23 protein-coding genes are annotated in these 24,036 nt (G+C 66.2%); 6 read left to right on the forward strand and 17 right to left on the reverse strand.

The annotated features are described in order from the left end of the window. Positions 1-2: 2 nt before the first annotated feature. The 13 genes from J2X58_RS13230 to J2X58_RS13290 all read right to left on the reverse strand — a co-directional run bounded on the left by J2X58_RS13230 (position 3) and on the right by J2X58_RS13290 (position 14,946). Positions 3-224, reverse strand: coding sequence for a hypothetical protein (locus J2X58_RS13230; protein ID WP_310048729.1), 222 nt, complete (start codon positions 222-224; stop codon positions 3-5). A gap of 554 nt (positions 225-778) precedes the next feature. Next, positions 779-1,240 (reverse strand): phosphate-starvation-inducible PsiE family protein, encoded by a 462-nt coding sequence (locus J2X58_RS13235; RefSeq protein WP_310048730.1) that lies wholly within the window; start codon positions 1,238-1,240, stop codon positions 779-781. A gap of 102 nt (positions 1,241-1,342) precedes the next feature. Further along, the gene (locus tag J2X58_RS13240) at positions 1,343-1,645 is read right to left on the reverse strand and encodes an antibiotic biosynthesis monooxygenase (RefSeq protein WP_090058378.1); all 303 of its coding nucleotides are present in this window, start codon (positions 1,643-1,645) and stop codon (positions 1,343-1,345) included. A 95-nt stretch (positions 1,646-1,740) separates the two neighbouring features. Next, positions 1,741-2,382, reverse strand: a complete 642-nt coding sequence (locus J2X58_RS13245) for a hypothetical protein (RefSeq protein ID WP_310048732.1) — start codon at positions 2,380-2,382, stop codon at positions 1,741-1,743. A gap of 58 nt (positions 2,383-2,440) precedes the next feature. Next, positions 2,441-3,655: a hypothetical protein gene (locus J2X58_RS13250; RefSeq protein ID WP_310048733.1), complete on the reverse strand. Its 1,215-nt coding sequence runs from the start codon at positions 3,653-3,655 to the stop codon at positions 2,441-2,443. A gap of 1 nt (position 3,656) precedes the next feature. Beyond that, the gene (locus tag J2X58_RS13255; RefSeq protein ID WP_310048735.1) at positions 3,657-4,079 is read right to left on the reverse strand and encodes a biopolymer transporter ExbD; all 423 of its coding nucleotides are present in this window, start codon (positions 4,077-4,079) and stop codon (positions 3,657-3,659) included. Continuing rightward, positions 4,076-4,696 (reverse strand): MotA/TolQ/ExbB proton channel family protein, encoded by a 621-nt coding sequence (locus J2X58_RS13260; RefSeq protein ID WP_090058370.1) that lies wholly within the window; start codon positions 4,694-4,696, stop codon positions 4,076-4,078. The genes J2X58_RS13255 and J2X58_RS13260 overlap by 4 nt, the downstream gene beginning before the upstream one ends. A gap of 232 nt (positions 4,697-4,928) precedes the next feature. After that, on the reverse strand, positions 4,929-6,119 hold the full coding sequence (locus J2X58_RS13265) for a zinc-dependent alcohol dehydrogenase (protein WP_310048736.1): 1,191 nt from the start codon (positions 6,117-6,119) through the stop codon (positions 4,929-4,931). Positions 6,120-6,218: 99 nt separating this feature from the next. Further along, a complete protein-coding gene (locus J2X58_RS13270) occupies positions 6,219-7,712 on the reverse strand; it encodes a serine hydrolase domain-containing protein (protein WP_310048738.1) in 1,494 nt (497 codons plus the stop codon). Between the two features lie 42 nt (positions 7,713-7,754). Beyond that, positions 7,755-9,314, reverse strand: coding sequence for a M56 family metallopeptidase (locus J2X58_RS13275; RefSeq protein ID WP_310048740.1), 1,560 nt, complete (start codon positions 9,312-9,314; stop codon positions 7,755-7,757). Further along, entirely contained in the window at positions 9,314-9,688 is a 375-nt protein-coding gene (locus tag J2X58_RS13280) for a BlaI/MecI/CopY family transcriptional regulator (RefSeq protein ID WP_090058360.1), read from the reverse strand. Before J2X58_RS13280 ends, J2X58_RS13275 begins: the two co-directional genes overlap by 1 nt. Positions 9,689-9,759: 71 nt before the next feature. Next, a complete protein-coding gene (locus tag J2X58_RS13285) occupies positions 9,760-10,284 on the reverse strand; it encodes a hypothetical protein (protein WP_310048742.1) in 525 nt (174 codons plus the stop codon). Between the two features lie 78 nt (positions 10,285-10,362). Then, a complete protein-coding gene (locus J2X58_RS13290) occupies positions 10,363-14,946 on the reverse strand; it encodes an autotransporter domain-containing protein (protein WP_310048744.1) in 4,584 nt (1,527 codons plus the stop codon). Positions 14,947-15,095: 149 nt separating this feature from the next. Between J2X58_RS13290 and J2X58_RS13295 the strand changes: the two genes are divergently transcribed. Continuing rightward, complete coding sequence (locus J2X58_RS13295) at positions 15,096-15,998, forward strand: AraC family transcriptional regulator (RefSeq protein WP_310048745.1); 903 nt, start codon at positions 15,096-15,098, stop codon at positions 15,996-15,998. Positions 15,999-16,031: 33 nt separating this feature from the next. On the opposite strand, the gene J2X58_RS13300 is transcribed toward J2X58_RS13295, so the two are convergent. After that, positions 16,032-16,568, reverse strand: coding sequence for a hypothetical protein (locus J2X58_RS13300; RefSeq protein WP_090174900.1), 537 nt, complete (start codon positions 16,566-16,568; stop codon positions 16,032-16,034). Positions 16,569-16,763: 195 nt separating this feature from the next. Between J2X58_RS13300 and J2X58_RS13305 the strand changes: the two genes are divergently transcribed. Next, positions 16,764-17,612: a tetratricopeptide repeat protein gene (locus tag J2X58_RS13305; protein ID WP_310048748.1), complete on the forward strand. Its 849-nt coding sequence runs from the start codon at positions 16,764-16,766 to the stop codon at positions 17,610-17,612. 3 nt (positions 17,613-17,615) lie between these two features. Here J2X58_RS13305 and J2X58_RS13310 read toward each other — a convergent pair whose 3' ends face one another. Continuing rightward, positions 17,616-18,200 (reverse strand): TetR family transcriptional regulator, encoded by a 585-nt coding sequence (locus tag J2X58_RS13310; RefSeq protein WP_310048750.1) that lies wholly within the window; start codon positions 18,198-18,200, stop codon positions 17,616-17,618. A gap of 81 nt (positions 18,201-18,281) precedes the next feature. Between J2X58_RS13310 and J2X58_RS13315 the strand changes: the two genes are divergently transcribed. Together J2X58_RS13315 and J2X58_RS13320 are read left to right on the forward strand one after the other, a co-directional pair. Continuing rightward, the gene (locus J2X58_RS13315) at positions 18,282-19,088 is read left to right on the forward strand and encodes an SDR family NAD(P)-dependent oxidoreductase (protein ID WP_310048751.1); all 807 of its coding nucleotides are present in this window, start codon (positions 18,282-18,284) and stop codon (positions 19,086-19,088) included. Positions 19,089-19,222: 134 nt separating this feature from the next. Further along, complete coding sequence (locus tag J2X58_RS13320; protein WP_090058344.1) at positions 19,223-19,513, forward strand: hypothetical protein; 291 nt, start codon at positions 19,223-19,225, stop codon at positions 19,511-19,513. A 35-nt stretch (positions 19,514-19,548) separates the two neighbouring features. Here the strand turns inward: J2X58_RS13320 and J2X58_RS13325 are convergent, their stop codons facing one another. After that, positions 19,549-20,349, reverse strand: coding sequence for an alpha/beta hydrolase-fold protein (locus tag J2X58_RS13325; protein ID WP_310048753.1), 801 nt, complete (start codon positions 20,347-20,349; stop codon positions 19,549-19,551). A 170-nt stretch (positions 20,350-20,519) separates the two neighbouring features. Here J2X58_RS13325 and J2X58_RS13330 point away from each other — a divergent pair, with 170 nt between their 5' ends. Continuing rightward, positions 20,520-21,047: an arsenate reductase ArsC gene (locus J2X58_RS13330; protein ID WP_310048754.1), complete on the forward strand. Its 528-nt coding sequence runs from the start codon at positions 20,520-20,522 to the stop codon at positions 21,045-21,047. Between the two features lie 4 nt (positions 21,048-21,051). Here the strand turns inward: J2X58_RS13330 and J2X58_RS13335 are convergent, their stop codons facing one another. Then, a complete protein-coding gene (locus J2X58_RS13335; protein ID WP_310048755.1) occupies positions 21,052-21,417 on the reverse strand; it encodes a metalloregulator ArsR/SmtB family transcription factor in 366 nt (121 codons plus the stop codon). Between the two features lie 222 nt (positions 21,418-21,639). Between J2X58_RS13335 and J2X58_RS13340 the strand changes: the two genes are divergently transcribed. Continuing rightward, the gene (locus J2X58_RS13340) at positions 21,640-24,009 is read left to right on the forward strand and encodes a DNA polymerase II (protein WP_310048757.1); all 2,370 of its coding nucleotides are present in this window, start codon (positions 21,640-21,642) and stop codon (positions 24,007-24,009) included. Positions 24,010-24,036 lie beyond the last annotated feature (27 nt).

Here is a 24,036-nt window from a genome sequence, read left to right on the forward strand (position 1 = left end):
TCTCAGATGGGATCGAAACCCAAGTGGTCGAGCGCGCATGCCAGCGCGAACATAGCTTCGCCGTACCCGCCGAACGGATCGGCGCCGAGGGGACCAAGTCGGCAGACGACTCGCTCCGCCGTCTTCGCAACATCCATGAGCGAAGCCGCTGCCGCCTTGCCTACGACGAGCTGCGCCAGGAATCGAGCCTCGTCGAAGTCGCCAGCGAGCGCCGCTTCATTCATTGCCGCTGAATCGCGGACGATCTCAGCAATAGTGAGTATGTGAGCTTCTCGTAAATTCATAGCAGGAGCTTAGCGCGGTCCAGGAGCTGGCGTCTAAACCTCCAATGCCGATAACGCTCCGTCGACATTCTCGTGTTGGGCTCCCGTATTGACGATCCTACTCACAGCAACGCGGGCATCGAATGGCGGCCAATAACGTGGGATGCGCGCTGATTGCCCGTGTCACCGGCTTGAGCGGTGGCTCCGTCACGAATACCACGTATGCGGACGGACGATAGCGTGCTTTTGCACCGCAACGGCGCCTTGTGAGCTGCAATGCCAACCGCAACTCATGCAGTACAAACTATGCCGATCCTCACCTCGGGATTAGCGGCGCGCCCATGCCTTGCCAGGATAGGTACAAACTATTGCGTCTGCCAATGTACAAACTATGCCTTTCTGTCCACGAGCTTCGCATGCACGTTGGCGAACGAGCAGGCGACCTGGGTCGGGGCATCGAGCGTGACCGATCACCAAAGTGCGGAAGTCCGCCGCCGCTAGGATGAACTCGACGCCTATGCACCGTCCGCGTCACGACGGGCGCGAATGAACCAATACGTCAGCCCCAAGGCTAAGGTCGCGCCCGCCAGTGCAAGCACCTGGGCCGCGCTTACCGCTTTGAGATCGAGCAGGATGAACTTCCGCGCAAGGGCAAGAATGGCGATGAGCAACAGTACCGATGTCTGCACGATGCTTTGCTGTCGCGCGACCATGTACTGCAACGTGTGATTGAATTCGAGGGCGATCAACAGCGTCATGATTTCGCCGAACACCGTCTGGAAGACCGCGTGGTCCAGGGGATCCATTGCGCTGAACACCAGGCCGTCCACGACGCCCATCGCAAGGCGAATCAGGGCAACGACGATGATCACGCTGATCAGGAAGGTGAGAGCCAGCGCGACGAGCGCTTCGAAACGCTGGTAATAACCGAGAAGCGACCAGCTGACGGTGAGCTGTTTCAATCGACTCGATCGCATGGAGTGATCCTCGACCGGGCGCCGGCCTTGGCAGCGAATGCGAAGGTTCGGAGGGGCTCGCATCACTCGATGCGGCCCCTTCGATCCGAACTGACCGGCCCCTCAGCCGGGCAGCTTGTCGGCCAGCACATCGGCCTTGCGGATCACCGGTGCGCTGGCGAGCAGCTCGCTCGCGTTGTCCATCAGCGCCGCGGCGACCTTGCCGTTCAGATGGGCGTCGCGGCCCGTGTCGTCGCCGAAGGCATCGAAAATCGCGAACGTGCTCGAATCGAAACGAACGGCGAACCAGGTGGTGGTGCCGGGTTCGGCATCGACGAGTCCCTTCGCGCTCTCGAGGAAGGCGGCAACGTCTTCTTCGCGGCCGGGCTTCGCGTGCAGTTCAACGTAGAGGCTCTTGGTCGTCATGTCGATCTCCGGTGGGTGGTAGATCCGAACGACTCGATACTGCGCCGATTGGCGACAGGATGCACGTGCCGCGTCACGATGAAGAGCGAATCCGCTTAAACGTCGCTGCCTGATGTCGGGCACTGACTCGGCGTACACACTGCGACAGCATCTTCGGCGACCCGACGGGAACGGTATGCGGATGCTCCTGTCATCAGTGCATCATTCATCCAGATCGTAAGGGTGTTGCTACGGACAGCTTGCAGAGGGATCTCCTCCTCTGGCCCGATGTCCTTGATCTTCTCCACCCCTGACCCGCGTAGTAAACGCAGCGTTTTGACGTACGTGACCTTATAGGCGCCGCCCTCACGGATGTCGTAATCTGAAGCCAGATCGACGTTTTTGCTAAGCGTCTGATGCGGCCCTATGAGCAGAAACGTGGAAGCCTCGGGCGGCCCGAAGCGCACCTGGCGACCCTTGTACGGGAGCTCGCGTCCACTGGCATCGCTCACTTCGAACTCCGGGTTTGCCAATCGATCGTCGGCGATGGCGAACGGGGTCTCAAGCGAGACGACTGCCATGTTCTCGTCGGTTGGATTCGTGATCGAGAATGTGACGATACCCCGTTCCGCCAAAGCCGCCTCCGACGGCAACGACAGGACGACGAGGGGCGACTCCTCAGCGCAGCCTGCGCCCGCGAGTCCTAGAGCAGCCGCAACGAAAACCACGGCACGTTTGGAACGAATACCCATTTTCATACGTGTCTCCTTTTTGTGGCGTGGTGTGCCAGACGCTTTGCGGCTATGGCTTCGCCCGTCACGGGTGAACGAGAGCGGCATTGCTTCGCTCCTGCGCGTCGCTCAGAACCAACGAGAAGAACATCACCTCGGCGCCGTTGTACAGCTTGAACAGCACCCGATGGCGGCCCGCGGAGAGACGAAGGCGTATCTTGCCCTCGCTCAGGTTGTAATCGGCGATCTCGCGTTTCATCGATCGGGCATCCCGCAGAAACCAGGGCTTTACCGGCGCGCCGCCTTTCCAGACGAGTCGATCGTCCACCCAAACTTTCGCCGCGTCGTCGGCGCCGATCCACGCCCATATCTCGCGGTCGCGGTCGAGCCTCAACTCGGTGTAGCCGTAATAGACGGCGCTCTCCGAAGGGTCGGGGAGGAACAACGGGTATTCGCTTGCCTGGACATGGCGCCACGTGAGCGTCCTGCCCGACTTTCCTGCGTAGGTTCCGTCGAGATCGACGGCCAGCTCCGGCAACTCCTGATGCTCCAGTGGCTGGTCGCCGATCGCATCGAATGGCCCCACGACATACCACGTGTCGACGTACAGGCGGTTGGCATACGTGCCGCCGGGACCGACGCTGCGGCCCCCTGCCGCCCGAACCGGCGCATCGAGGGGCGGGATGGACGAGAACCTTCCCCGCGGCACGACGTCCGCGCCGCGCCCACGATCCGTGGCGACATCGAACGGGGTCAGCTCGGCATCCCCCGCAGAACCGGCCAATCGGGCGCCTCCCGGCCCACCCTTGGCGTCCCCGGCCGCTGATGCGGCGCCGGGCGATCCCGACTGTGCGTCGCGCGTCGACGTCGCGGCGAGCTGGGTTTCGAGCTGGGCCAGTTGCGCGAGTGCCTCGGCCTCCGTGCGCGGCATCTTCGGCAGCGTTGGCAGGTCGACGTGCTTTTTCTTCAGGGCGTCGTAGCGCGCTCGCGCTTGCTCGAGAGCGTCTCGCGCCGAACGAATGGGGCGGAACGGAGGTGGGGCGGTGTCCTGCGAACGCTGCGCAAGTGCAGCCTCGGCGGATGACAGGTCGTTCAGACGCTGGGTCGCCGCCGCCTGGAAAGCGGCGTTGCGGGTCGCCTGCACCCGCCCGGACACGTCGCTCGAGGCCGGGCGGAGCTGAGTCAGGTAGTACGCCAGGCCCAGCACGAGGGCGTGCGCCAGGATGGACCAGAGCACATCGCGTGCCGGGCTTTCGTTTCGGATCGGGCGATACGGATCCCACGACGATCGCCTGGCCATGCTAATTCCGGACGTGGACCGCGAGGTTGGTGAGCCCTTCGAAGGCACACAGATCCATGATGCTTACGACGTCTTCGAACGGGGCACGGCGATCTCCGTCGATGCGAATCACCGCATGCGCATCGCGCGCCGCGAGGTCGCGCAGACGATCGTGCAGCCGGTTCTGCGTCGTCGCGACGCCATCGACGTAGATCGCTCCGTCGCGCGCCACGGCGATGACCATGCCCGTCGTCGATGCTTCGTCCGCGCGAGAGGTCGCCGCGGCTTTCGGAAGATCGACGGGAATGGACCGATCGCGCTTGTTGTCCTGGTTCGCCTTGAAGGTGGTCGCCACCATGAAGAACATCAGCAGGAAGAAGATGCAGTCGATCAGAGCCACCAGCCCGATTTCCGGCTCATGATCGTCCCCCAGATCGATCTTCACGATGTCGCGCCGCTCGTCGTGCCCATGAAGTGGGTTCGCAGGAGCGCGCCCGCCTGCCGTTCCAGCTCGAGGCCAAAGGCGGTAATGCGGTATTTGAAACCGTGGTAGAAGGCCAGCGCCGGCAGAGCCACGCAAAGGCCGGCCGCCGTGTTGACCAGCGCTTTCGAAATCCCGCTCGCGAGCGATGCCGGATCGACGGGACCGGAGAAGGCGAGCGCATGGAATGCTTCGATCATGCCGGCCACCGTGCCGAGGAGACCCACGATTGGCGCAACGGTCGCGATGATCGCCAGGGGATAGATACGGCGCAGATGGTCGCGAAGCTCGATGGAGGCGATGTCTTCCACGCCCTTCGTGATCGACGCCAGATCGTGCGCACGATAGTCCAGCATGTAGCGCAGCATGCGCGAGAGCGTACTCGGATCGCTCGAGATCAACGTCTGGACCTGATCGATCCTGCCCTCTTGCCACAAGACATCCGCCCGGCGTGCGAGGCCTTCGGGGACGACCAGTCGCTTGCGAACGCTCCGAAACCTCTCGATAGCCACCCAGAGCGCGATCACCGACATCGCCAGCAAGACCAGGATGGCCAGTCCCCCTTCTCTCAGCTCACCCATCACGGAAACCCCGGCCGGACATAAGCCGATGACAGCTGGTGAGACGCAGGGAAATGGGGAACGATCGAGCCGGCAGACCAGGCAAACAGGCGACGATTCATAGGCGTCCGTTCATCAGCGAGTGCGCCGAGTATAGGTCGATTTCCCGCTTCTCGCGGACCAGGGTTAGGGTCGCGAACGCACTGCCGCCCACCGGGCAGCAGCGGTCCAAGCCAAGTCGACGGATTCGGCATCAGGATGACGGCTCGAGTTCGACCTTGATCCACCCGGGCTGCCGCTGGTCGAACTGCTCGTAGGCCGCGAGTGCGTCGCTCAGTGGCTCGCGTTCGGTCAGGATCGACGTCGGAACGACCTGCCCGCTGCGCACGAGCTCGACGAGCATGGGCACGTACTTGCGATGGTTGCAGTTGCCCATGCGCACGGTGAGGTTCTTGTTCATCGCAGCGCCGATGGGAAACAGGTTATCTGAGGGCGGGTAGACACCGATGATGGCCACGGTGCCCGCCTTGGCCACGGCGTCGACCGCCCAGGCCAGCGACTGCATCGGTCCGTCGCCCGCCTGGAAGTGCTCGGCGTGCTCGCGCGCGGCGGGCGATGCCTGCTTCGCCGTCTCGGGTGTATTCGACTTCTTCGCCGGTCCTTCGTGCGCGTGTTCGGCATCCACGCCCACCGCGTCGATGACCGAGTCGACACCGATGCCGCCCGTCAGCTGCTTGATCGTTTCGACCGGGTCTTCCTTCGAGAAGTCGATGACTTCCGCGCCCTGGTTCCTCGCCATCTCCAGCCGATCCGGATGCTGGTCGATCGCGAACACGCGACCTGCGCCCATCAGCTTCGCGGATGCGATCGCAAACTGCCCTACGGGTCCGCAGCCGAACACCGCGACGAGGTGACCCGGCTTGATGCCGGCAAGGTCGGCACCGAAATAGCCCGTGGGAAAGATGTCGGAGATGAGGATCGCCTCGTCGTCGCTGACCTCGTCCGGCAGGCCGACCAGGTTGATGCCGGCGAACGGCACACGGACCTTCTCCGCCTGCATGCCGTTCAGGCCGCCGGCTTCCTTCGGGCCACCGTAGAACGCGGTCCCCGGACCGTTCGGATTGGCGTTGTCGCACTGCGCCGAATAACCCGCGCGGCAATACGAGCAGTACCCGCACGCGACCGTCGACGGGATGACTACACGGTCGCCGACCTTCAGGTTGCGCACGGCCGAGCCGATTTTCTCCACCACGCCGACGCCTTCGTGCCCAAGGATCGTTCCCGGCTCGACGCCTGCCATCGTGCCGCGGATGAAGTGCAGATCGGTGCCGCATATCGCCGAGCTGGTCAGCCGGACGATGGCGTCGGTGTCGGCTTCGATGGTCGGCTCGGGCACGTCGTCGAGGCGGATGTCACCTGTCCCGTGGAAGACGATGGCTTTCATAAGATACTCCGGCATGTGGAAGCCACGACGCTAGCGGTCGGGCCGTGAACGGCCGGCCCGCAAACTGTCGCCGTCCGATGATCGTCCGCACCCTCGCGGTCAGATCGCCTTCTTCACGGGCGACGCAGGTGCCTCCACCCGCACCAGCTTCATCGGCGGCGAGCCTTCGATCATCGTGAAGCTCGAAAAGTCGGGGGTGAATTCGACCGTGATTCCCAGGGATTCGGAGCGAAAGCGTCGTGCGGAGAGCGTGACGAGTCGCTCCGCGACGGGCGCACCAGCGTTCGCGTAGAGACCGCCGGGCCGGGCTTCGAGGACGACATCGAGTCCGCCGCCGACGAAGTGCCCTGCCGCTTTGGCGTACTCGGCAAGGCTGAGCGTTTTCTCTTCGCTCGCCGGTGCGGCGATGTCGGGCCAGCCGTAGTCGGTGGCCACCGCGCGGACAACGTCGGCCACGATTCGCCGGTCACCGCCGTTGGTCAGCACGACGACGCCTTCGCCCTTGTCCGCATAGGCGATCATGAACACGTAATACCCGACGTTGACACCGTCGTGCATGAAGCGCGACGGACCGCTCGGATAGACGGCCACGCCCATGCCCCAGTTGTCCTTGACCGCGGTGAGCATCTGCCGCGTCATCGCCGGTGACAGGCGATGACCCGTCTTGCCCTGCGAGGAGGCCTGGATGTCCATGAGCAGTCGGCCGAGATCCGTGGCGGTCGTCCACAAGCCCGCGGGCGCGAGCTCCGGCTCGAGTCGGTAGTTACCGGGAACGACGCTGCCGTTTTCGTGCCCGAACGCCATGTTGGTGGCCAGGTCGGGCGACGGCGGCATGGCGAATGCGCTGCGTGTCATGCCGAGCGGGCCTAGCACTTCGCGTCGCTCAAGCTCGGCGAACGGTGCACCGCCTGCGTCGGCGAGGGCGACCTGCGTCACGACGTAGCCACCACCGGAATACTCGAACGCCTGCCCGGCGGGAAGCACGCTGCGCACGGCGGGCGTGTTGGCGGGCGGCACGCCGTCCAGGATCTGTTCGGGCGTGGGCAGCGGCACGCCGGGCATGTAGCCGATGAAGCCATGGACGCCGAGCCCCGACGTATGACTGAGCAACTGGCGTAGCGTGACGCCGTGCGGCGCCAGCGTCGGGTCCGCCGGAAGTTTCCAGGAACGAAGCGCGTCGTCGATGTTCGCATCCAGCCCGAGCTTTCCCTGCTCGACCATGCGCAACGCCAGTACGGCGGTGGCGACCTTGCTGATCGAGGCTGACTGGAACACCGTGTCGGGCGTCACGGCCTTGCAGCTCACGACATCGCGCACGCCCCACCCGCGCGCCCAGGCGAGCTTGCCGTCGTGGATCACCGCGACGCTGATGCCGGGCACGCCGTACTGGCGCATCCGCTCGGCCAGCGTAACGGGCTTGTCGCCCTTCCGGATGACGGGCGGCAACAGATGCGATTCCACGTAGCGCGTGTGCGCGTTGTCCGGCCCACCCGCGGAAGCGGCAGGCTCGGGACACAGGGCGAACGCCGGTGCCGCGGCGAACCCGGCCACGACCATCGCTCCACGCATGACGAGTCGTTCGATGCCTCGCATCGTTCGTGTCCTTCTGCAGGATTTATTGGGGTGGCGGACGTCCTACTGACGACGGACCACGCTGCTGACGATCAGGCCGTCGCGGTCGAGCAGGAAGAACACCTGCTCGGCCCCATGTTCGTGCTGCACGTCGTAGCTGTCCCAGCCATAGTCCGTGACGCCGTTGAATCGATACGACTGCACGGGACCGAGCGCGTCGAAGTACTTCGACAGCGACTCGCGCTGCGCCGCGCTCTTCGGCGGCGTACCGGAGCGCGTGCCCACGTCGGTGGGAGGATTGGTCAGAACGAGTCGCAGCGCTTTTTCGCTCTCGGGGTACGGTGTCTGTTCGCGGATCCTCGCGGCGAGCGCTGCCCGGATCGCTTCGGCACGCGCCTCGTCGACGCGGTTCGCCGTCGCGGCCATCGCGCCGTGGATGTAGACCGCCATGGCCTCGACGCGATCCCCCGCGCCGCGGGTGAATTCGAGCCGCGCGTCGAGCACCGGAATCGCGAACGACGTCTCGCTGATGGCCGGTGCGTCGATGGTGCCCTGCGCCATGAACTGGCCGATCGGCGTCACCGTCAGGTCGTCGCCCTTGCGCGCCACGGTGACCAGCGAGTAGTCGCCAAGTTCGTACTCGCCGGCGTAGGCATCGAGGATATCCGGACTGATCCGGATGGCCCCGTTCGTGGCCGGCACGGCGGTGGCGGGAGGCGTCACCTGTGTCGCGAACACCGCCATGCCAAGCGCGACGCTGATCAGGGCGAACGCGGTGGCGCGTGCCCAGCGTCCTGGTTGGGAAAGCATGATCCTGATCCGGTGTTCGAGGAACGATCGCGATTCCGACATGGCGGTGACCGAACCGATGAATTCGGACTGGTTCTGCCCTACCTGGATCAGCGTCTCGCAGTACTCCTGCACCTGGCCACCCGAGCGCAGCACGCGCGCATCGCAATCGACCTCGATCGCGCAGCGAAGGCGATGGAACTGCCACCACAGCAGCGGATTCCATGGCATGGCTGAGAGCAGCACGAGGGCGCCGGCGACGAGCAGCGGATCGCGTGCACGCAGATGCGACTGCTCATGGGCCATGACGTAGCGCTGCTGCCCGACCGACTCGCGCATCACCCACGCCGGCACCACGATGCGCGAGCGGACGAGGCCGACCACGGCTGGGCCGGCGCTGTCTGAAACCAGCACGGGAACGCCGCACAGCTGGTCCGTGGTCCATCGGCGCTTGCGTCGCTGAAGGATCAACGCACTGGCGGACAGGAAGGCGACCAGGGTGAACGAGCTCGCGGCCCATATGTCGATCGCCGCCCTGTTCACCGACGGGGACGCCGTGTAAGCACTCGCTCCGCTCCAGTCGATCGCGACCGACGCCAGGGGAATCGAGGTGGTGTCCCGCAAGGCGATGGCGGACGCCGCGCGCGTCGGCGTTGCGGGCGTGGGCACCGAAACCGTCGCCATGCCGATCGGCAGCGCCACCGAGGCGGCGATCGCGGCCATCCACGGCCAGCGCTTCGGCATTCGCCGCGATGCCATCGCCTTCTCGGCCATCAGGGCCGCCGCGCCGAGGGCCATCGTGACGAGGACGGCATACACCATCCAGGCCAGCATCACTTCGTGTCCTTGTCGGCGTGCTCGGCGAGCAGCTTGCGCATGCGGCCGATCTGCTCGGTCGTGAGCTTCTGCTCGGAGACCAGGTGCGAGAAAAGGAGTTCCGTCGAGCCCTTGAACAGTTTGTCCGTCAGGTGCTGCAACGCGTTCTTCCGAGCGGCCTGCTGCTTCACGCTCGCGAAGTAGCGGTGGCCCCGTCCCTCTTCTTCGTAGCCGACGTATCCCTTCGCCTGGAGCGTGCGCAACACCGTCAGTACGGTCGTGTAGGCCAGCCTGTCGCTCAGCTTCTCGCGAACGTCCGCCACCATGGAAGGCCCGTGCTCCCACAGCACCTGCATGACGTCGGCCTCGCGGTCGGTGAGGGAGATCTTCATGCACGGCCCCTGCGGCGATATCTACTAAAGATGTAGTAGTGATACGCCCGAAGGCCTCCCGCGTCAACTAATTATTTAGTAGATGACGCGGGAGCGCGCTTTGCTTCGTAGGTCCCGACTTCACCGTCATCCGACAGTTCCGAGATCCTGGGCTCTCCACTGTAGGTGCTCAGCATGAGCGCCTTGCGCGCATCGCCCGTGACGATGAACAGGCTTGCGCCGGACCCGGCATTCGATACGACCTTGAAGTGCTCCACCTTTCCGTTGGCGGAATCGAGCGTCAGCACGGCTTCACCGCCCTGGTCGACGGTGCCGTACCCCCCGCGCTCGGTGCCGTCCGGGCCGTTGATGACGATACCCGAGAGGTCACCCGCCCGGGTGCCCGTCTTCCCGTCGATCGTCGGTCCCGGTACGGGCGCCCCGATGACCACGCGGGGGATACCGGCGGCATCGTCGATAACGATGCCCCTCGCGTGCAGGGTTCGATCGGCTCGCTGCGTGGCGATGAAAGCGGCCGCCGAAAAGCAGACCGCGATCGACGACAATCCGAGGCTTACCCATGACACCAACGCTGGCCGCACCGTTAACTCCTTCATCGAACGCGTGACTCCCGCAACCTAACTCACGGTCATGGGGCGCGCCAGCGGAACGTACCGCATGCCGTGGCCTCGTCGTCAGAACGCCATCAGCATCCGGGCCGAGACTCCTTGTGCCTGGTCGCGCTGGCCCTTCTGATAGTCGTAGCCGAAGGTGAGCGACGTGCGTTCGGATAGCGCCGCGTCGATGCCGACGTTCAGAATGCCGCGATAGCGCGACAGGCCCACGCCGGTAAGGGGCTGCCATTGATGCAGTCCGACGAAGCTGGCGTCGAAGATGTCACCCTGCGAAGCGAGTGTGCGCTGGAACTGCGCGCTCGCACGCACCGCCACCGAGCGCCCGCCTGCGAAGTTCCATTGTCGCGAAGCGCGCAGCCCGAGGCCCGCCTGCCAGCGATCGATCACCTGCGCATTGGCGCGCAGGCCGAATCCGCCGGCGCCGTCCTCCGCGAAGCCGTCGCGGTCGATCCTGGCGTACTCCGTGCTGAAGAACGGGGTGATGAGTGTCCCCGCCCAGCCCATGCGCAGCCCGGTCTCACCATACGCCACGCTGTAGCTGCCGCTGTAATTGGTCGAAACGCCCTGTACGGAGGTGCCGAGCAGAAGCCGGCGATCGACGTCCTGGTGAAAGCGCCCGAAGCCGAGGCGGCCATGCGCATACCAGTTGCCGTCGAGCCAGCCGGCGTAGAACATGCCGTCCGTGTTCCGGCTGCGATTCCGGTCGGCGCTTCGATCGAGCTGCTGACGCCCGGTGCTCTGGCCGAAGGCGAAGCCCGCCACGCCGGAAGTGCCGATCGGGCTGTCGCTGCCGACCAGCCAGCCATTGAGCTGGAAGCCGATGCCGTCGTAACCGGTGCGCCCCATGTCGCCGCCGACGTTGAGGCTCTGCGTCCACATGCCGTAACCGTCGCTCTTGCCCGCCAGAGCGTCGAGGCGATCCGACAAGGCGCGGTTCGAGGCGTCGATGCTTTCGAAGGTCATCGCCGCGCTGGCGGCATGGAGCTCGCCGGAAAGGCTCCGCAGGGAAGCCTGTGCCGCCTGCAGCGACGGCGCCTGCTGGAACTCGCCAGCCGCCTGCACGAAAGCGGTCGTGACGGCGGGGGAACCGTTCGATGCCGATGGCGATCCGCTTGCCGCGATCTCGCCGTCGATCTGGTCGAATGCCGCCTGCACGCGCTGCGCGCTGCGGAACGACGCCGCCGTGTAGCTCACGCCGTCGCCCGCCGCGGCGGTCGTCACGTCCAGGCCGGTGGTATCGAGCCACACGCTGTTCGGCGTGTAGTTGATGGTGGTCGCCGTGAAGACGACGCCCGTGTCCTTGACCAGCCGATCGAAGGCGCCGGTAACGCCACCGTTCGCGGTGAGGACGTCGGTATGCGTGTTGGCGACGTAGCCGGAGTCGGCGCCGGTGATCCTCAGCGTGCCCCCGCCGAGCGTCGCCATGCCGTCGACGGCGACCTTGCTGCCCAGATCCAGCGCGATGGTGGCCGTGGGTGACTGAACGTAGTCGCCACCGACCTTCGTATCGCCACCACGCACGGAAACCACGCCCGCGTTGAACAGGCTACCGGTCACGCCGGGGAAGCCGGGCACGTAGTACCCGCGTCCTATGCCCGTCACGGTGCCGGATGCGTTCACCGCCGCGTCGCCCGGCAGCGCGTAAGACGATTGCAATCTGCCTTTGTTCACCGTGGTCCCGCCGGTGTACGTGTTCGGGAGATCCATGATCAGCGACGCGGAACCGTTCTGCGTCACGGAGCCCGTGCCCGAGGTGGCGCCCGCGAAGATGTTCCACTGGCTGTCGTAGATCAGCGCGCCGTCGTTTTCGACATTGGCCATGGAGAAGCTGCCGTTATCGCTTCCCGGAAGCGAGCCGGTGTCGTCGATCTGCAACGTACCCCGTTCGATCCTGACGCGCAGGGAGCTGATGTCCGCCGGTTGGGTCAATGTCAGCTTGCCCGTGCCCGCCTGCACGAGGTAGCCCACCTGGCCCTGCGTGTGGCTTCCGACAAGCAGTCCGTCGAAGGCGATGTCGTCGCTTCGGTTGAACACGAGACTCGCGTTGTACAGGTCGACCCTGAAGGGTGCACCGAGGGACCCAGTCGTCCCGCCGTTGCCGACCTGCACGGTGCCACTCGTGATCGTCATGCTACCGGGCCTGAGATCGTCGTTGTCGAAGATCCAGCTGCCGTTTCCGGTCTTCCACAGGTACCCGTTGTCGAATGTCGTGCGACCGGTGACCGCCTGCGAATACAACTGCACCGTCCCCGCATCGCCTTCCAAGGTCATCCGGGACGACGCGGTCGTACCCAGCTGAAGATCGCCGTGGATCGAGCTGCCCGCGCTCAGCGTCACGCTATTGCTCGCCGTGCGGAACATCTGCACGTCGCCGATGATGCTGCCCGCATTGACGAGCGTGAGGCCACCGCCCGTGTGGTGTCCGAGGCCGTCGTCGTCCGTGGCGACATAAATGGCGCATTCCGCATTGCTGCAGTCGCCCCGCCGCGTACCGGTGGTCTCGATGACCGACCCCGCGCCATTGGTGACCGATCCGCCGCGCTGCAGCCAGATCGCGGTGCCGGCGCTGGAGATCAGGGCACCCCCGGTGTTGCTCACCGACGCGGTCGCGCCTGTCGCTTCGATACCGCGACCCGACGATGCGACGATCGAACTACCGATGCCGTCGTTGCCCACGCTGCCACCGGCCTGCATCTGGATGGCGCCGAATCGGCCCGACAGCGTGGCGCCAGCCGTGTTCCGGATCGACGAGAACTGCCACGCCGTTCGCGCCGCGAGGCCCGTGTCGGACGCGATGCGGGTACCTGAGCCGTCGTTGTAGATCGCGCCCCCGGCGTGCAGGTCGACGGCCGCATCGCCACCCTCGATCAGGCCACCGCTACCATTCCTGACCGTACCCATGGCGGATCCGAAGCCGACACCGGACTGGATGCCCCGGATGATGCCGCCGTCGTGGTTCCAGACCGTCCCGCCGTCGAAGAACTCGTCGCTCATGCCGCGCATGCCGAAGGTATTACCACTCAGCACGCCCGCGTTATCGATCGTCCCGTGGCCCATCAACCAGACCGCGTTAGGAAGGGTCACGCCGTGGTCGACCCTTAGCGTGGCGGCCGGATCGTAAGGATGGTCGTTCACATCCACGACGATGTCGCCCGACCCGAGCGTCGCACCCGGCGCCACCTCGAGGATGCCGTAGCGCACCGTCGTCCCGCCCGTATGCGTATTGACACCGGTGAGGGTCAGCCGCCCGGTGCCGCTCTGGACGAGCGTGCCGCTGCCGCTCACCACGCCGCCGTACGTCACATCGTCACTGCGGTTGAACGCGAAGACGCTGTTGTTCGTGACGTCGCCGACGATCCAACCCGTCGTGCCGCCGGTCCCCACCTGTAGCACGCCATCGTCGACGGTCGTTCCGCCGCGGTACGTGTTGTTTGCCCCGAGGGCGAGCGTGCCGTGATCCGTCTTTACAAGCATGGCATCGCCATCGAGCACGCTGTCGACGGTCGCGACCATATGAGCGCTGAGAATCGAACCGTCGCCCACGCGGATGGTGGAGCGTGCCGGATTGGCCGCGTCGCCCACGAGATGGATCGGGCCTCCGCGCACGGCGTACCCTCCGACAGCGAACTGCATGCCGGACACGTTGACCGGGCCGCTGCCGCCATCGACGCTCACAGTGCCGGGACGTCCCTGGAAGACGGCGAACGATCCATCGCTGAATCCGGCGTTCGCCGCGCCGCTGGCGTCGGTCCACGTATCGTTCCCTGGATCCGCGCTCCACGTACCGTCGCCACCGTCGATGGCGTTGTTCCCCTTCGCTCCGGCGCCGTCCCAGAAGCCGAATCGCATGCCACGCGTGTCGATCAGGTTCACTTCATGCGCGACGCCGGTCTGCACGTACCAGCCCGTGGACGGCATGTTCCCCAGCGACAGGCCGTTGTCGGTCAAGACGCCGCCGTAGTTGAACAGGCGATGCACGCCGGGGCCCAGGTCGCCGCCCGGTGCCACGTCGACGTGGAGGATGCCGTCGAGGGTGAGATCGCCCCGCACGTTGATCAGGTCACCCGACTGGACACCGCCGGCGGCCTGCAGGAAACCGTAGTCGAGTATCGAGGCCGACGAAAGGCGGAGGCTGCCGTTGAGGGTGAGCACGCCGGTCTTGCCCCGGTCGCCCGGGGACAGCGTCGCGCCGTCGGCGACGGTCACATCGCCGCCGAGGATGCCGCTACCGCCAAGTGTCGCGCCGGCGGCGACCGTGGTCGCTCCCTTCGCCGCCGTCTGGTCGCCGTTGACGTATAGGGCACCGGCGTTGACCTGCGTGCGTCCGCCGTAGGTGTTGTAGCCCGTCAGGGTGAGCGTGCCGGCGCCGGTCTTCACGACATCGATCGCACCGGCGAGGGTCTCGGGCACGACCGTCGATACGTTCGCGGCCACGTCGAAGTTACCGTTGGGGGCCGGGGCGGTACCGCCGCCGCCCGTTGCGGGTGGCGGCGTCGGCCGGACGTTCCCGCCGCCGCCTCCTCCGCCTCCGCCACAGGCCGATAGGCCGAGCGCCAATGCCACGGCCAGTGCGATCGCGCACGGCTTTCCCCAGACGCCCACGGCCACGCGGCCGGGTGCGGCGACACCTCGCAGTTCTTCCATGTTTTCCCCCTGTGGAGCCGGCATCTTGCCGCAAGATCTCACGGTCTTCCAGTGAGCCGACCCGCGCCCATCCCTACGGATGATTGCGAGGAACGGCGCCGTGTGGTCCTTTTTGGGATACCTGCTATCCGGGAACGAAACACGCTTCGATGGCCTCCGCGACCACCAATCGCTCGATGCGCTACCTGCGCGTCGACGACACCGAACTGCGATACGCGGCGATGAACCGCAGCGGGCTCACCGTGAGCCGGCTGACGTGCGCGCGCGAAGGGCATGGTCCCAGCGATCCGCATGCGCTCGAAGGCGCTTTTCTCGTCGCGCTCCAGCTCGCCGACTATCGCGGCGAGCTCTGGCGGAACGGACGTCGAGTGCCGACGCGTACGTTCGGCGCGGGCGAGTTCACGGTCTACGATTACCGCGAACGCTGGCGGGCGAACCTGCTCAGCCGGTTCGACTGCATGAACTTCCATGTTCCGTTGTCGTCGTTCGACGCGACGGCGCTCGAGCTCAGACGTCCCGTCGACCGGCTCGACGTCGCGCCGGGCGTGAGCGTCCGGGACACGGTGGTGGAGAACCTCGCGAGCGCCCTGCTTTCTGCCACCCTCGCCCCGCAGGAGGCCAGCCGCGTCTTCACCGACCACGTGGAGATGGCCTTGCTTGTCCATCTCGCGACACGCTACGGCGCCAGCGCGCCGGTGCCGACGCGACATGCCGGCGGCCTCGCGCCGGCGCAGCTCCGGATGGCGACGGAGATGCTCGCCGACGATCTCATGGGGCGGCTCTCCATCACGGACATCGCCGCCGCCTGCGGCCTTTCCAGCGGCTATTTCATCAAGGCGTTCAAGGTCTCCACCGGCCTTCCGCCGCACCGGTGGCTGCAGCGGCGACGTGTCCAGGTCGCCATGCAACGGCTCGCCGGCTCGACGGACGCACTGAGCGATGTAGCGTCCGCGTGTGGCTTCGCGGACCAGAGCCATTTCACGCGCGTGTTCCTCCGGATCGCCGGCGTCACGCCAGGCGCGTATCGCAGCGTGCGAGGCCCGGCTGGCTGAGACCGCCGCGATCCCTCGCGGCGGTCGTGCCGGTCACTTGCCCGCGTTGGCGCGTGCGCGGCGCTCGATACTGGCGGCGAAGAGCGGCGTCTCGCGGCTGTTGTGATCGCTCGATGCCGACTGCCGCGCGGCAGCCGCCTGCTCGATCGTCATGCCGTTCTCGGCGAGCCACGCCACGTACTCCGGCGGCGCCGACGAGACGACCGAGTTCGTGTACTTGCAGCTCGTCTCGTCGATGGCCTCGACGGACAAATCCCAGATCACCTGCACGCGGCTACGGCCCTGCGGCGCGAACACGTCGGACAGCGACACCATCCGGCAGTGATTCGGTTCGGCGACTTCGGCGACGTATTGCTGGATCACGAGCCCCTTGCCGATCATCTCGACGTTGATAGACATCCGGCGGCCGTCGTCGGTCCAGGTGGAGCCGGCGGCGATGTGGTCGGGTGGGCAGCAACGCTTGTATTCATCGCTCGGCAAGCTGAACAACCACTCGGCGATGTCGACCTTGTCGACGGGCAGATTGATGACGGCGCTGTACGCGGAACGGGAAAGGACGTTATCGGACATGACGGGGTTCTCGTGGAGAAGGTGTGACGAGATTCTCCCTGCGAGAACGCGGACGTTCTTGGCGTAACCGCATTGAAGTTAATCGTGGAACGAAACCGCCGGCGTGGAACGTTTCGGCTGTGCGAACGAAAAGAAAGGCCGTTGAAAATTACGAGGCGTATGCTGTCGTCCTAGTCCTCATCGAGCGGCACCGTCATGGCCAGGCTGGTTTTGTTTCTCCTCTTGTTGGGCGCGTCGCTGGCACATGCCGCGGATTCTCCCAAGGACGTCCAGGCGCTGATCGCCCGCGGCGACTATGCCGGCGCGGAAGCGATGCTGCGCGAGGCGGTGGCGGAGCACCCGCAGAGCGCGAAGGCGCATTACGTGCTCGCGGAGGTGCTGGCGCACCGGGGCAACATCGCCGACGCGAAGGCCGAGGCGACGAAGGCCGCCACCCTCGATCCCTCCACGCGATTCACCGACCCTGCGAAGTTCCAGGCGTTCCAGCGCGAGCTGGACGCGGCGCTAGGGTCCACGACGCAGGCACCACGCGGCGATACCGCCGCTCGTTTCGGGGATGACGCGCGATCCGCGACCGGCTCGGGCGGCTCGTCGCACTTCACGACGATCCTCGTCATCGGTGGTGTCGTGATCCTCGCCCTCATCCTGCTGATGCGGAAGAAGCGCGATGCCACGCCTGTCCCGGGCCCGTATGCCGGCACGCCTCCCACCGATGGCGTGCCGCCGTACTCCGGCTACACGTCGAACAGTCCTCATCCGCCCATGCCTCCGCAGCCGCAGGCACCTCACTCGGGTGTGGGCACGGCGGTCGCCGCCGGGCTGGGCGGCGTCGCGGCGGGCATGCTGCTCGACGAGGCGCTCCGCTCGCATGGCGAAAGCACCGAGCCGCGCGACGTGACACCGGTGAGCCGCGACGACCGCGACCCCTCGGGTCAGGCCTACGACGACCTGCGCGACCGTCCCATCGACATGGGCAACGACGATAGCTCCTGGGGCGACGGTTCGTCCGGCGACGACGATTCCTCCGACGACAACAACTGGTGATCGTCAGCGCGGCGCCAGAATGGCGTCGAAGGCCGGGGCGAGGATGGCCGCGAGGGCCTCGGGAGACGCTTCGGCGAGCGCCTGCATGCCCAGCATCTGCCGCATGAACTGGAACCCCGCGATCAGCGCGAGCGCCACGCCGGCGCGGAGTTCGGCCGACTCGCCCCCGAGAGACGAGGCGAGGGTGCGCTGGTGGTGCTCCTCCACCTGCTCGCGACAGATGGCCGCCGCGCGCTCGTTCGACGCCGACTTGAGCAGGATGAGGAAGCCGTCGAGTCGGGACACGTCGCCGGCTGTCCGCTCGATCAACGCACTCGCGAGATCGCGGCCTCGTTCCCTGGAAGCCAGCACGTCGTCGCGCAGGATCTGCGGCTCGGCGAGTGTCGTCGCCACCACCTCTGCGAACAGTTGCTCCTTCGAACCGAAATAGCGGTTGACCAGCATCGCGGTGACGCCGACCTGCTGCGCGATGTCGCGAACGCCCGCGCCGTCGTAGCCGAAGGTCGCGAACGCGTGGCGCGCCGAGGCCAGGATCGAAGCCCGCGTCGCCGCGGCGTCGCGCTTTCTCGGAACATCGGAGGACGTCATGGCGGGATCCTAAGTAAACAGGTGTAGACAAGGGCTGCCGCCTAAGTATACTGGTGTAGACATCATGATGGGGTGGCTACAGTGGATCTTCGTCTCAGCGGAAAAACCGCACTCGTTACGGGCAGCACCTCCGGCATCGGCGCGGCGATCGCCCGGATGCTCGCCGCGGAAGGCGTGTCGGTGGTCGTCCACGGTCGCGACGCCGGCCGCGCAGCGGCCGTCGTGGAATCGATCGAGGCGGCGGGGGGCCGCGCATCCATGGCCCTCGGCGATCTGGCAATCGCCGCGCAGGCGGAAAGCGTGGCCGATGTGGCGCGTGCCGCTTTCGGACAGATCGACATCCTCGTCAACAACGTCGGCGGCTCGTCCGACACGTCGCATGCCGACTGGTTCGGCGCCTCGGTGGATGAGTGGGCCGAGAACTACAACGCGAACACCCTCGCCGCCGTGCGCCTCACGCGCGCCCTCGTTCCCGCCATGTGCGAGCGCGGATGGGGACGCGTCATCCAGATCTCGTCGCGCAACGCGATTTCCCCGCATGCGCAGTTCCCCGCCTACGGCGCCGCCAAGGCGGCGCTCAACAACCTCACGCTCAGCCTTTCGAAATCGCTCGCCGGAACCGGCGTGACGGCGAACGCGATCATGCCGGGACTCATCTATACCCCGCAGCTCGATCACTGGTTCGCCACGACCGCGAAGCAGTTGGGCAGCGACGATCCCGAGGTCGGCAAGCAGCACGTACTACGCAACGTGGTGCGACAGACCGTGGATCGCCTGGGCATGCCGGAAGACATCGCGATCGCGGCCTGCCTGCTGGCCAGTCCGCTCAACGACTTCATGACAGGCACGATCTTCCGCATCGACGGCGGTGCCACGCCGACCGTCTGACGCCGATGCCGCGGCGCAGTCGCACGCAACGACGAGACGAATTCCGCTTGCACGATTCATCCTGCCGCAAGGAATCGGAAGGCAGACTCCGGTGACGTTGATTCCGGCCTCGTGCCTCGTACGGAGATAGATCCATGCGTACTCCCACCCTGCTCATGGCCGCTTCGCTCGGTCTCGTCCTCGCCTCGGGCGCCTTCGCTTCCGACCGCCCCGATCCGGGCAAGCTGACGAACAAGTGCCTCGACGCCGCGGGCAAGAAGTTCGACGTCAAGAACGACTACATCAAGCTGCAGCCGCTCGAAGCCGCGGACTCGGGCTACTCGATCGCCGGTGTCGCCAACGCGGGCATCGACGGCGAGAAGAAATTCACCTGCGAGTTCGACAAGAAGGGCAAGCTCGCGAACCTCGTGCCCGAGGGTAAGTGAACCTTCATCGCGCCACGGCCGCGACGACCCGGTAACTATCGCGCCGGGTCGTCGTCGCCGGCGCGAGACGCCGGATAGGCCCACCGCAAGGCCGCCCGCTCGGACGCGCGATAGATGGTGTCGTGCCGCTGTTCCGGGCGCGGAACGTACATCCACACCAGCCCTGGCGGTTTAGCGGCGCGCAGCGCGCGATCGAAGGCCGCGACGTTCGGTGCGATGTTTTCCTCGTCGGCCGATGTGAGGAAGAGGTGCCGCGAAGTAGCCGGCAATCTCCGCAGCAGCGCCGGGGCATCGCGGACGATGCTCGCATCGTTCCACCAGAGACTCGGGCTGATGGCGATGACCGTATCGAAGAGGGCCGGCTCGTGAAGCAGGCTCTCGATGGCGAACAGGCCGGCGAGCGACTCACCGATGACGCCACGGTGTGCGTCGGCCCGGTAACGCGTCTGGATTTCGGGCACGAGCTGCTTCGCGATGAAGGCACGAAACGTCGCCGAACCTCCCACCCGGGGCGCGATCTTCCTGTCATCGGCGACGGCCGTCGGACCGGTCATGTCGCGCCGGCGCTCCGTGTTTTCGATACCCACCAGAATCAATGGCTGGATCTCGCCGGCCCGGATGCCTTCGTCCAGCGCCCGCGCGAGATGCGGAAAGTCCTCCTGCAGGCCGCCGTCCAGCATGTACAGAACGGGAAACCGGCGGGCCGATGTCGCGTAACCCGGCGGTGTGTAGACGTTGATGCGCCGCGTCTCGGCCGGCGATGCCGACGCCAGCGAGAAACTTTCGTGAGTCGGCGGAACGTCGTCGGCATGGGCCACGAACGCGGCGGCAAGCACGACGAGGGCGATAACGGTGGTCCGTGGCATGAAAGCGTCCCCTGAGCACGACCTTCGACTCTAGCGGCCATCGTTCCGCAGGTCATCACCGCGGTGCTGACACATCCACATATCGATATTTATGGAAATATAGTAGCCTTGTCGTGCATGACGGTTTGCGGAGCACGACCATGACCATGCGCGCGTTGAACGTGCTGTTCCTGTGTACGCACAATTCGGCGCGTTCGGTGCTTGCGGAAAGCATCCTGCGCAAGGAGGGTGCCGGACGTTTTCGGGCGTTCTCCGCGGGCAGCTCACCCCGGACGTCGGTCAACCCGATGGCGATCGAGGTGCTGGACGAGTTCGGTTACCCCACGACGGGGCTCGAGTCCAAGAGTTGGGACGTCTTCGAGGCGGAAGGCGCGCCGACGATGGACATCGTGATCACCGTCTGCGACAACGCGGCGGGCGAAACATGCCCGATCTGGCCGGGTCAGCCTGTGACCGCGCACTGGGGCATCGAGGACCCGTCCGCCGTGGAAGGCTCGCCGGCCGATCGCAAGCGTGCGTTCGTCACGGCGCTACGTTTCCTGCGACAACGCGTCGGCGCGCTCGTCGCATTGCCGACGGAACGGCTCGATGCGCTTGCCATGCGGCAGGAGCTGGTCCGTATCGGACAGGGCGAAGGCGCTTCGCCGCTGGCGCGCGGAAACGGCTGACGAATCAGCGCGTGGCAGCCTGCCGCTTCTTCGGCGTTTCACCGGCGGCTTTCGCGCCGCGCTTTGCCGGCAGGCAGTCGCCGCCAGTCGCCGCGCAGCAGTTCTCAGTGAGGAACGCGACAAGCCCGTCCACCGCGGCGATCACCGGCGCGTAATAGATGAACCGGCCGGACTGCCGGCTCGTCACGAGCCCGGCGTGAAGCAGTTCTTTCAGGTGAAACGAAAGCGTGGCGTTCGCGAGGCCCAGACGCTCGCCGATCGCGCCCACGGGAAGGCCGTCCGGCCCCTGCTCGATCAGCAGGCGGAAGATGGCCAGGCGCGATTCCTGAGCCAGTGCGGAGAGGACCTTGATGGCTTCGGGCGTCTTCATCGAATGGGCCGGCAACGAATGGTCAGTGTAACAAATGCGCGCGCGGCGGCCGCGCCATGGACATCCACGTCCAGTCCAGCGAGCGCGACATCCCGCGCATCGCCTTCGCGTACGCGCTCGCCGGTGGCTTCGCCACGCATGACGTCCCTGCTGACGGCATGCTGTCAGCAGACCACGCCCGTCCGGCGGTTTCCTCCGCCCGCGCCGCTGTAAAATCGCGCGATGGTTTCCCCCGCTCGACGTGGCTACATCCTCACGCGCCACTGGCGCGACACGCGCGATGGCGTGGAACTCGAGTTCTGGCTGGCGACGGGCGACGGCCCGCGACACGTCGTGGTGACCGGACAGACGGCGGTCGCATTCGTGCGGGAATCGCAACGCGGCGACGTCGAGGCGGCGGTCCGCAACGACCCGGTGTTCGAACTCAGGCCCCTGGCGATGAAGACCCTGGACCAGGAGCCTGTGGTCGGGCTGTACGCCCGGAACTACCGCGCCATGCTGCGGCTCGACAAGCGGCTCGTAGAGCGCGGCATCGCCCTGATCGAAGCCGATGTCCGGCCGACGGATCGCTACCTCATGGAGCGCTTCATCACCGCCTCGGTGACGGTCGAAGCGGCTGAAGACGACGCGCACGCCGTCCTCGTGAATCCGCGGATTCGCCCCGGCGAGCCCCATCGCCCGACGCTGCGCATCGTGTCGCTCGATATCGAAACCAGTGCGATGGGCGAGCTGTACTCCGTGGCGCTCGAGGGTTGCGGGCGGCGCGACGTCTACATGCTCGGTGAGGCACCCGCCGACGGACCGGGCCCGCAGGACTTCGTCCTGACGTACTGCGCGGACCGCCGCGCGATGATCTACGCCATCAACGCGTGGTTCCGCGAGCACGATCCCGATGCGATCGTCGGCTGGAACCTCGTGCAGTTCGACCTTCGCCTCCTGCAGGCCTGCGCGGACCAGCATGGTCTCGTGCTGTCGCTGGGCCGCGGTGGCCGACCGGTCGAATGGCGCGAACACGGACGCCGCGAGAACTACGTGTTCGCGTCGATCCCCGGGCGCCTCGCCATCGACGGCATCGAGGCGCTGCGTTCGGCGATGTGGTCGTTCCCTTCGTTCAGCCTCGAATCCGTCGCGCAGGCCTTGCTCGGCGAAGGCAAGGACGTCGACGATCCGTACCATCGCATGGACGAGATCGAGCGTCGTTTCCGCGAGGACAAACCGGCGCTCGCACGCTACAACCTGGTGGACTGCGAACTGGTGACGCGCATCTTCGCGAAGACGCGGCTGCTCGACTTCGTCCTCGAGCGCGCGAACGCGACGGGCCTGCCCGCCGACCAGTCCGGCGGCTCCATCGCCGCCTTCAGCCACCACTACCTGCCGCGCATGCATCGCGAAGGCTACGTCGCACCGAGCGCCGGTGCCGCGCAAGGCGAGTCCTATCCCGGCGGCTTCGTGATGGATTCGCGGCCGGGCATCTACGACTCGGTCCTCGTGCTCGATTACAAGAGCCTGTATCCCTCGATCATCCGCACCTTCCTGGTCGACCCCATCGGGCTGGCCGAAGGCATGCTGGACCGGTCGAACGCCGTGCCCGGACCGAACGACACCTATTTCTCGCGTACCCGGCATTGCCTGCCCGGCATCATCGACCACCTGTGGAAGCGGCGCGATCAGGCCAAGGCCGAAAGCAACCAGGCCCTGTCGCAGGCGTTCAAGCTCCTCATGAACGCGTTCGTCGGCGTGCTCGGCGCGCCCGGTGGCCGCTTCTTCGATCCCCGGCTCGCGGCCGCGGTCACGCTGCGCGGCCACGAAGTCATGCGCAGCACGCGCAGGCTCGTGGAGGACGAAGGGTACGAGGCGATCTACGGGGATACCGATTCGATCTTCATCTGGCTCGGCCGCGCGCACGACGAAGCGGCGGCGATGGCCGTCGCTGACCGGCTCCGGCAACGGATCAACGACTGGTGGAAGACGTCGCTCGCGTCCGCCCACGGCATCGAGAACCACCTCGAGATCGAATTCGACACGCACTATGCCCGCTTCTTCATGCCGACCGTCCGCGGCGGAGAGGCGGGGAGCAAGAAGCGTTACGCCGGCCTTTTCGTCAACGACGACGGCGAGGAGGAGCTCGCCTTCCGCGGCCTCGAAACGGTCCGCAGCGACTGGACACCGATGGCGCAGCGCTTCCAGCGCGAACTTTACGGGCGCATTTTCCGTCGCGAGCCGTATGCCGACTACGTCGTCGATTACGTGAACCGCCTGCAGTCCGGCGAGCTCGACGACCAGCTCGTCTACCGCAAGCGTCTGCGCGGAAAGCTCGACTCGTACGACCGCACCACGCCACCGCAGGTGCGCGCGGCGCGCATGGCCGACGAGTACAACGCGCGCCACGGCCGGCCGCTGCGCTACCAGAACGGCGGATGGATCAGCTATGTGATGACGCTGGCCGGTCCCGAGCCCGTCGAGGCGCGCGCCTCGGCCATCGATCACGAGCATTACCTGTCGAACCAGCTCGAGCCCATCGCCGACGCGATCCTGGCGCCTCTGGGCGAAAGCCTCGCGGCGCTGACGAACCGCCAGCCGGGTTTGTTCTGATCCCGGCTGAGCACGGGCGTCGCGCTT

The organism is Luteibacter sp. 3190 (genome assembly GCF_031456385.1).
Classification (GTDB): domain Bacteria; phylum Pseudomonadota; class Gammaproteobacteria; order Xanthomonadales; family Rhodanobacteraceae; genus Luteibacter.

Excerpts from the sequence above, each read along its gene's own strand:
- J2X58_RS13230 (WP_310048729.1), bottom strand. The coding sequence starts at position 224 with ATGAATGAAGCGGCGCTCGCTGGCGACTTCGACGAGGCTCGATTCCTG.
- J2X58_RS13235 (WP_310048730.1), bottom strand. The coding sequence starts at position 1,240 with ATGCGATCGAGTCGATTGAAACAGCTCACCGTCAGCTGGTCGCTTCTC.
- J2X58_RS13240 (WP_090058378.1), bottom strand. The coding sequence starts at position 1,645 with ATGACGACCAAGAGCCTCTACGTTGAACTGCACGCGAAGCCCGGCCGC.
- J2X58_RS13245 (WP_310048732.1), bottom strand. The coding sequence starts at position 2,382 with ATGAAAATGGGTATTCGTTCCAAACGTGCCGTGGTTTTCGTTGCGGCT.
- J2X58_RS13250 (WP_310048733.1), bottom strand. The coding sequence starts at position 3,655 with ATGGCCAGGCGATCGTCGTGGGATCCGTATCGCCCGATCCGAAACGAA.
- J2X58_RS13260 (WP_090058370.1), bottom strand. The coding sequence starts at position 4,696 with ATGGGTGAGCTGAGAGAAGGGGGACTGGCCATCCTGGTCTTGCTGGCG.
- J2X58_RS13265 (WP_310048736.1), bottom strand. The coding sequence starts at position 6,119 with ATGAAAGCCATCGTCTTCCACGGGACAGGTGACATCCGCCTCGACGAC.
- J2X58_RS13270 (WP_310048738.1), bottom strand. The coding sequence starts at position 7,712 with ATGCGAGGCATCGAACGACTCGTCATGCGTGGAGCGATGGTCGTGGCC.
- J2X58_RS13275 (WP_310048740.1), bottom strand. The coding sequence starts at position 9,314 with ATGCTGGCCTGGATGGTGTATGCCGTCCTCGTCACGATGGCCCTCGGC.
- J2X58_RS13280 (WP_090058360.1), bottom strand. The coding sequence starts at position 9,688 with ATGAAGATCTCCCTCACCGACCGCGAGGCCGACGTCATGCAGGTGCTG.
- J2X58_RS13285 (WP_310048742.1), bottom strand. The coding sequence starts at position 10,284 with ATGAAGGAGTTAACGGTGCGGCCAGCGTTGGTGTCATGGGTAAGCCTC.
- J2X58_RS13290 (WP_310048744.1), bottom strand. The coding sequence starts at position 14,946 with ATGGAAGAACTGCGAGGTGTCGCCGCACCCGGCCGCGTGGCCGTGGGC.
- J2X58_RS13295 (WP_310048745.1), top strand. The coding sequence starts at position 15,096 with ATGGCCTCCGCGACCACCAATCGCTCGATGCGCTACCTGCGCGTCGAC.
- J2X58_RS13300 (WP_090174900.1), bottom strand. The coding sequence starts at position 16,568 with ATGTCCGATAACGTCCTTTCCCGTTCCGCGTACAGCGCCGTCATCAAT.
- J2X58_RS13305 (WP_310048748.1), top strand. The coding sequence starts at position 16,764 with ATGGCCAGGCTGGTTTTGTTTCTCCTCTTGTTGGGCGCGTCGCTGGCA.
- J2X58_RS13310 (WP_310048750.1), bottom strand. The coding sequence starts at position 18,200 with ATGACGTCCTCCGATGTTCCGAGAAAGCGCGACGCCGCGGCGACGCGG.
- J2X58_RS13320 (WP_090058344.1), top strand. The coding sequence starts at position 19,223 with ATGCGTACTCCCACCCTGCTCATGGCCGCTTCGCTCGGTCTCGTCCTC.
- J2X58_RS13330 (WP_310048754.1), top strand. The coding sequence starts at position 20,520 with ATGACCATGCGCGCGTTGAACGTGCTGTTCCTGTGTACGCACAATTCG.
- J2X58_RS13335 (WP_310048755.1), bottom strand. The coding sequence starts at position 21,417 with ATGAAGACGCCCGAAGCCATCAAGGTCCTCTCCGCACTGGCTCAGGAA.
- J2X58_RS13340 (WP_310048757.1), top strand. The coding sequence starts at position 21,640 with ATGGTTTCCCCCGCTCGACGTGGCTACATCCTCACGCGCCACTGGCGC.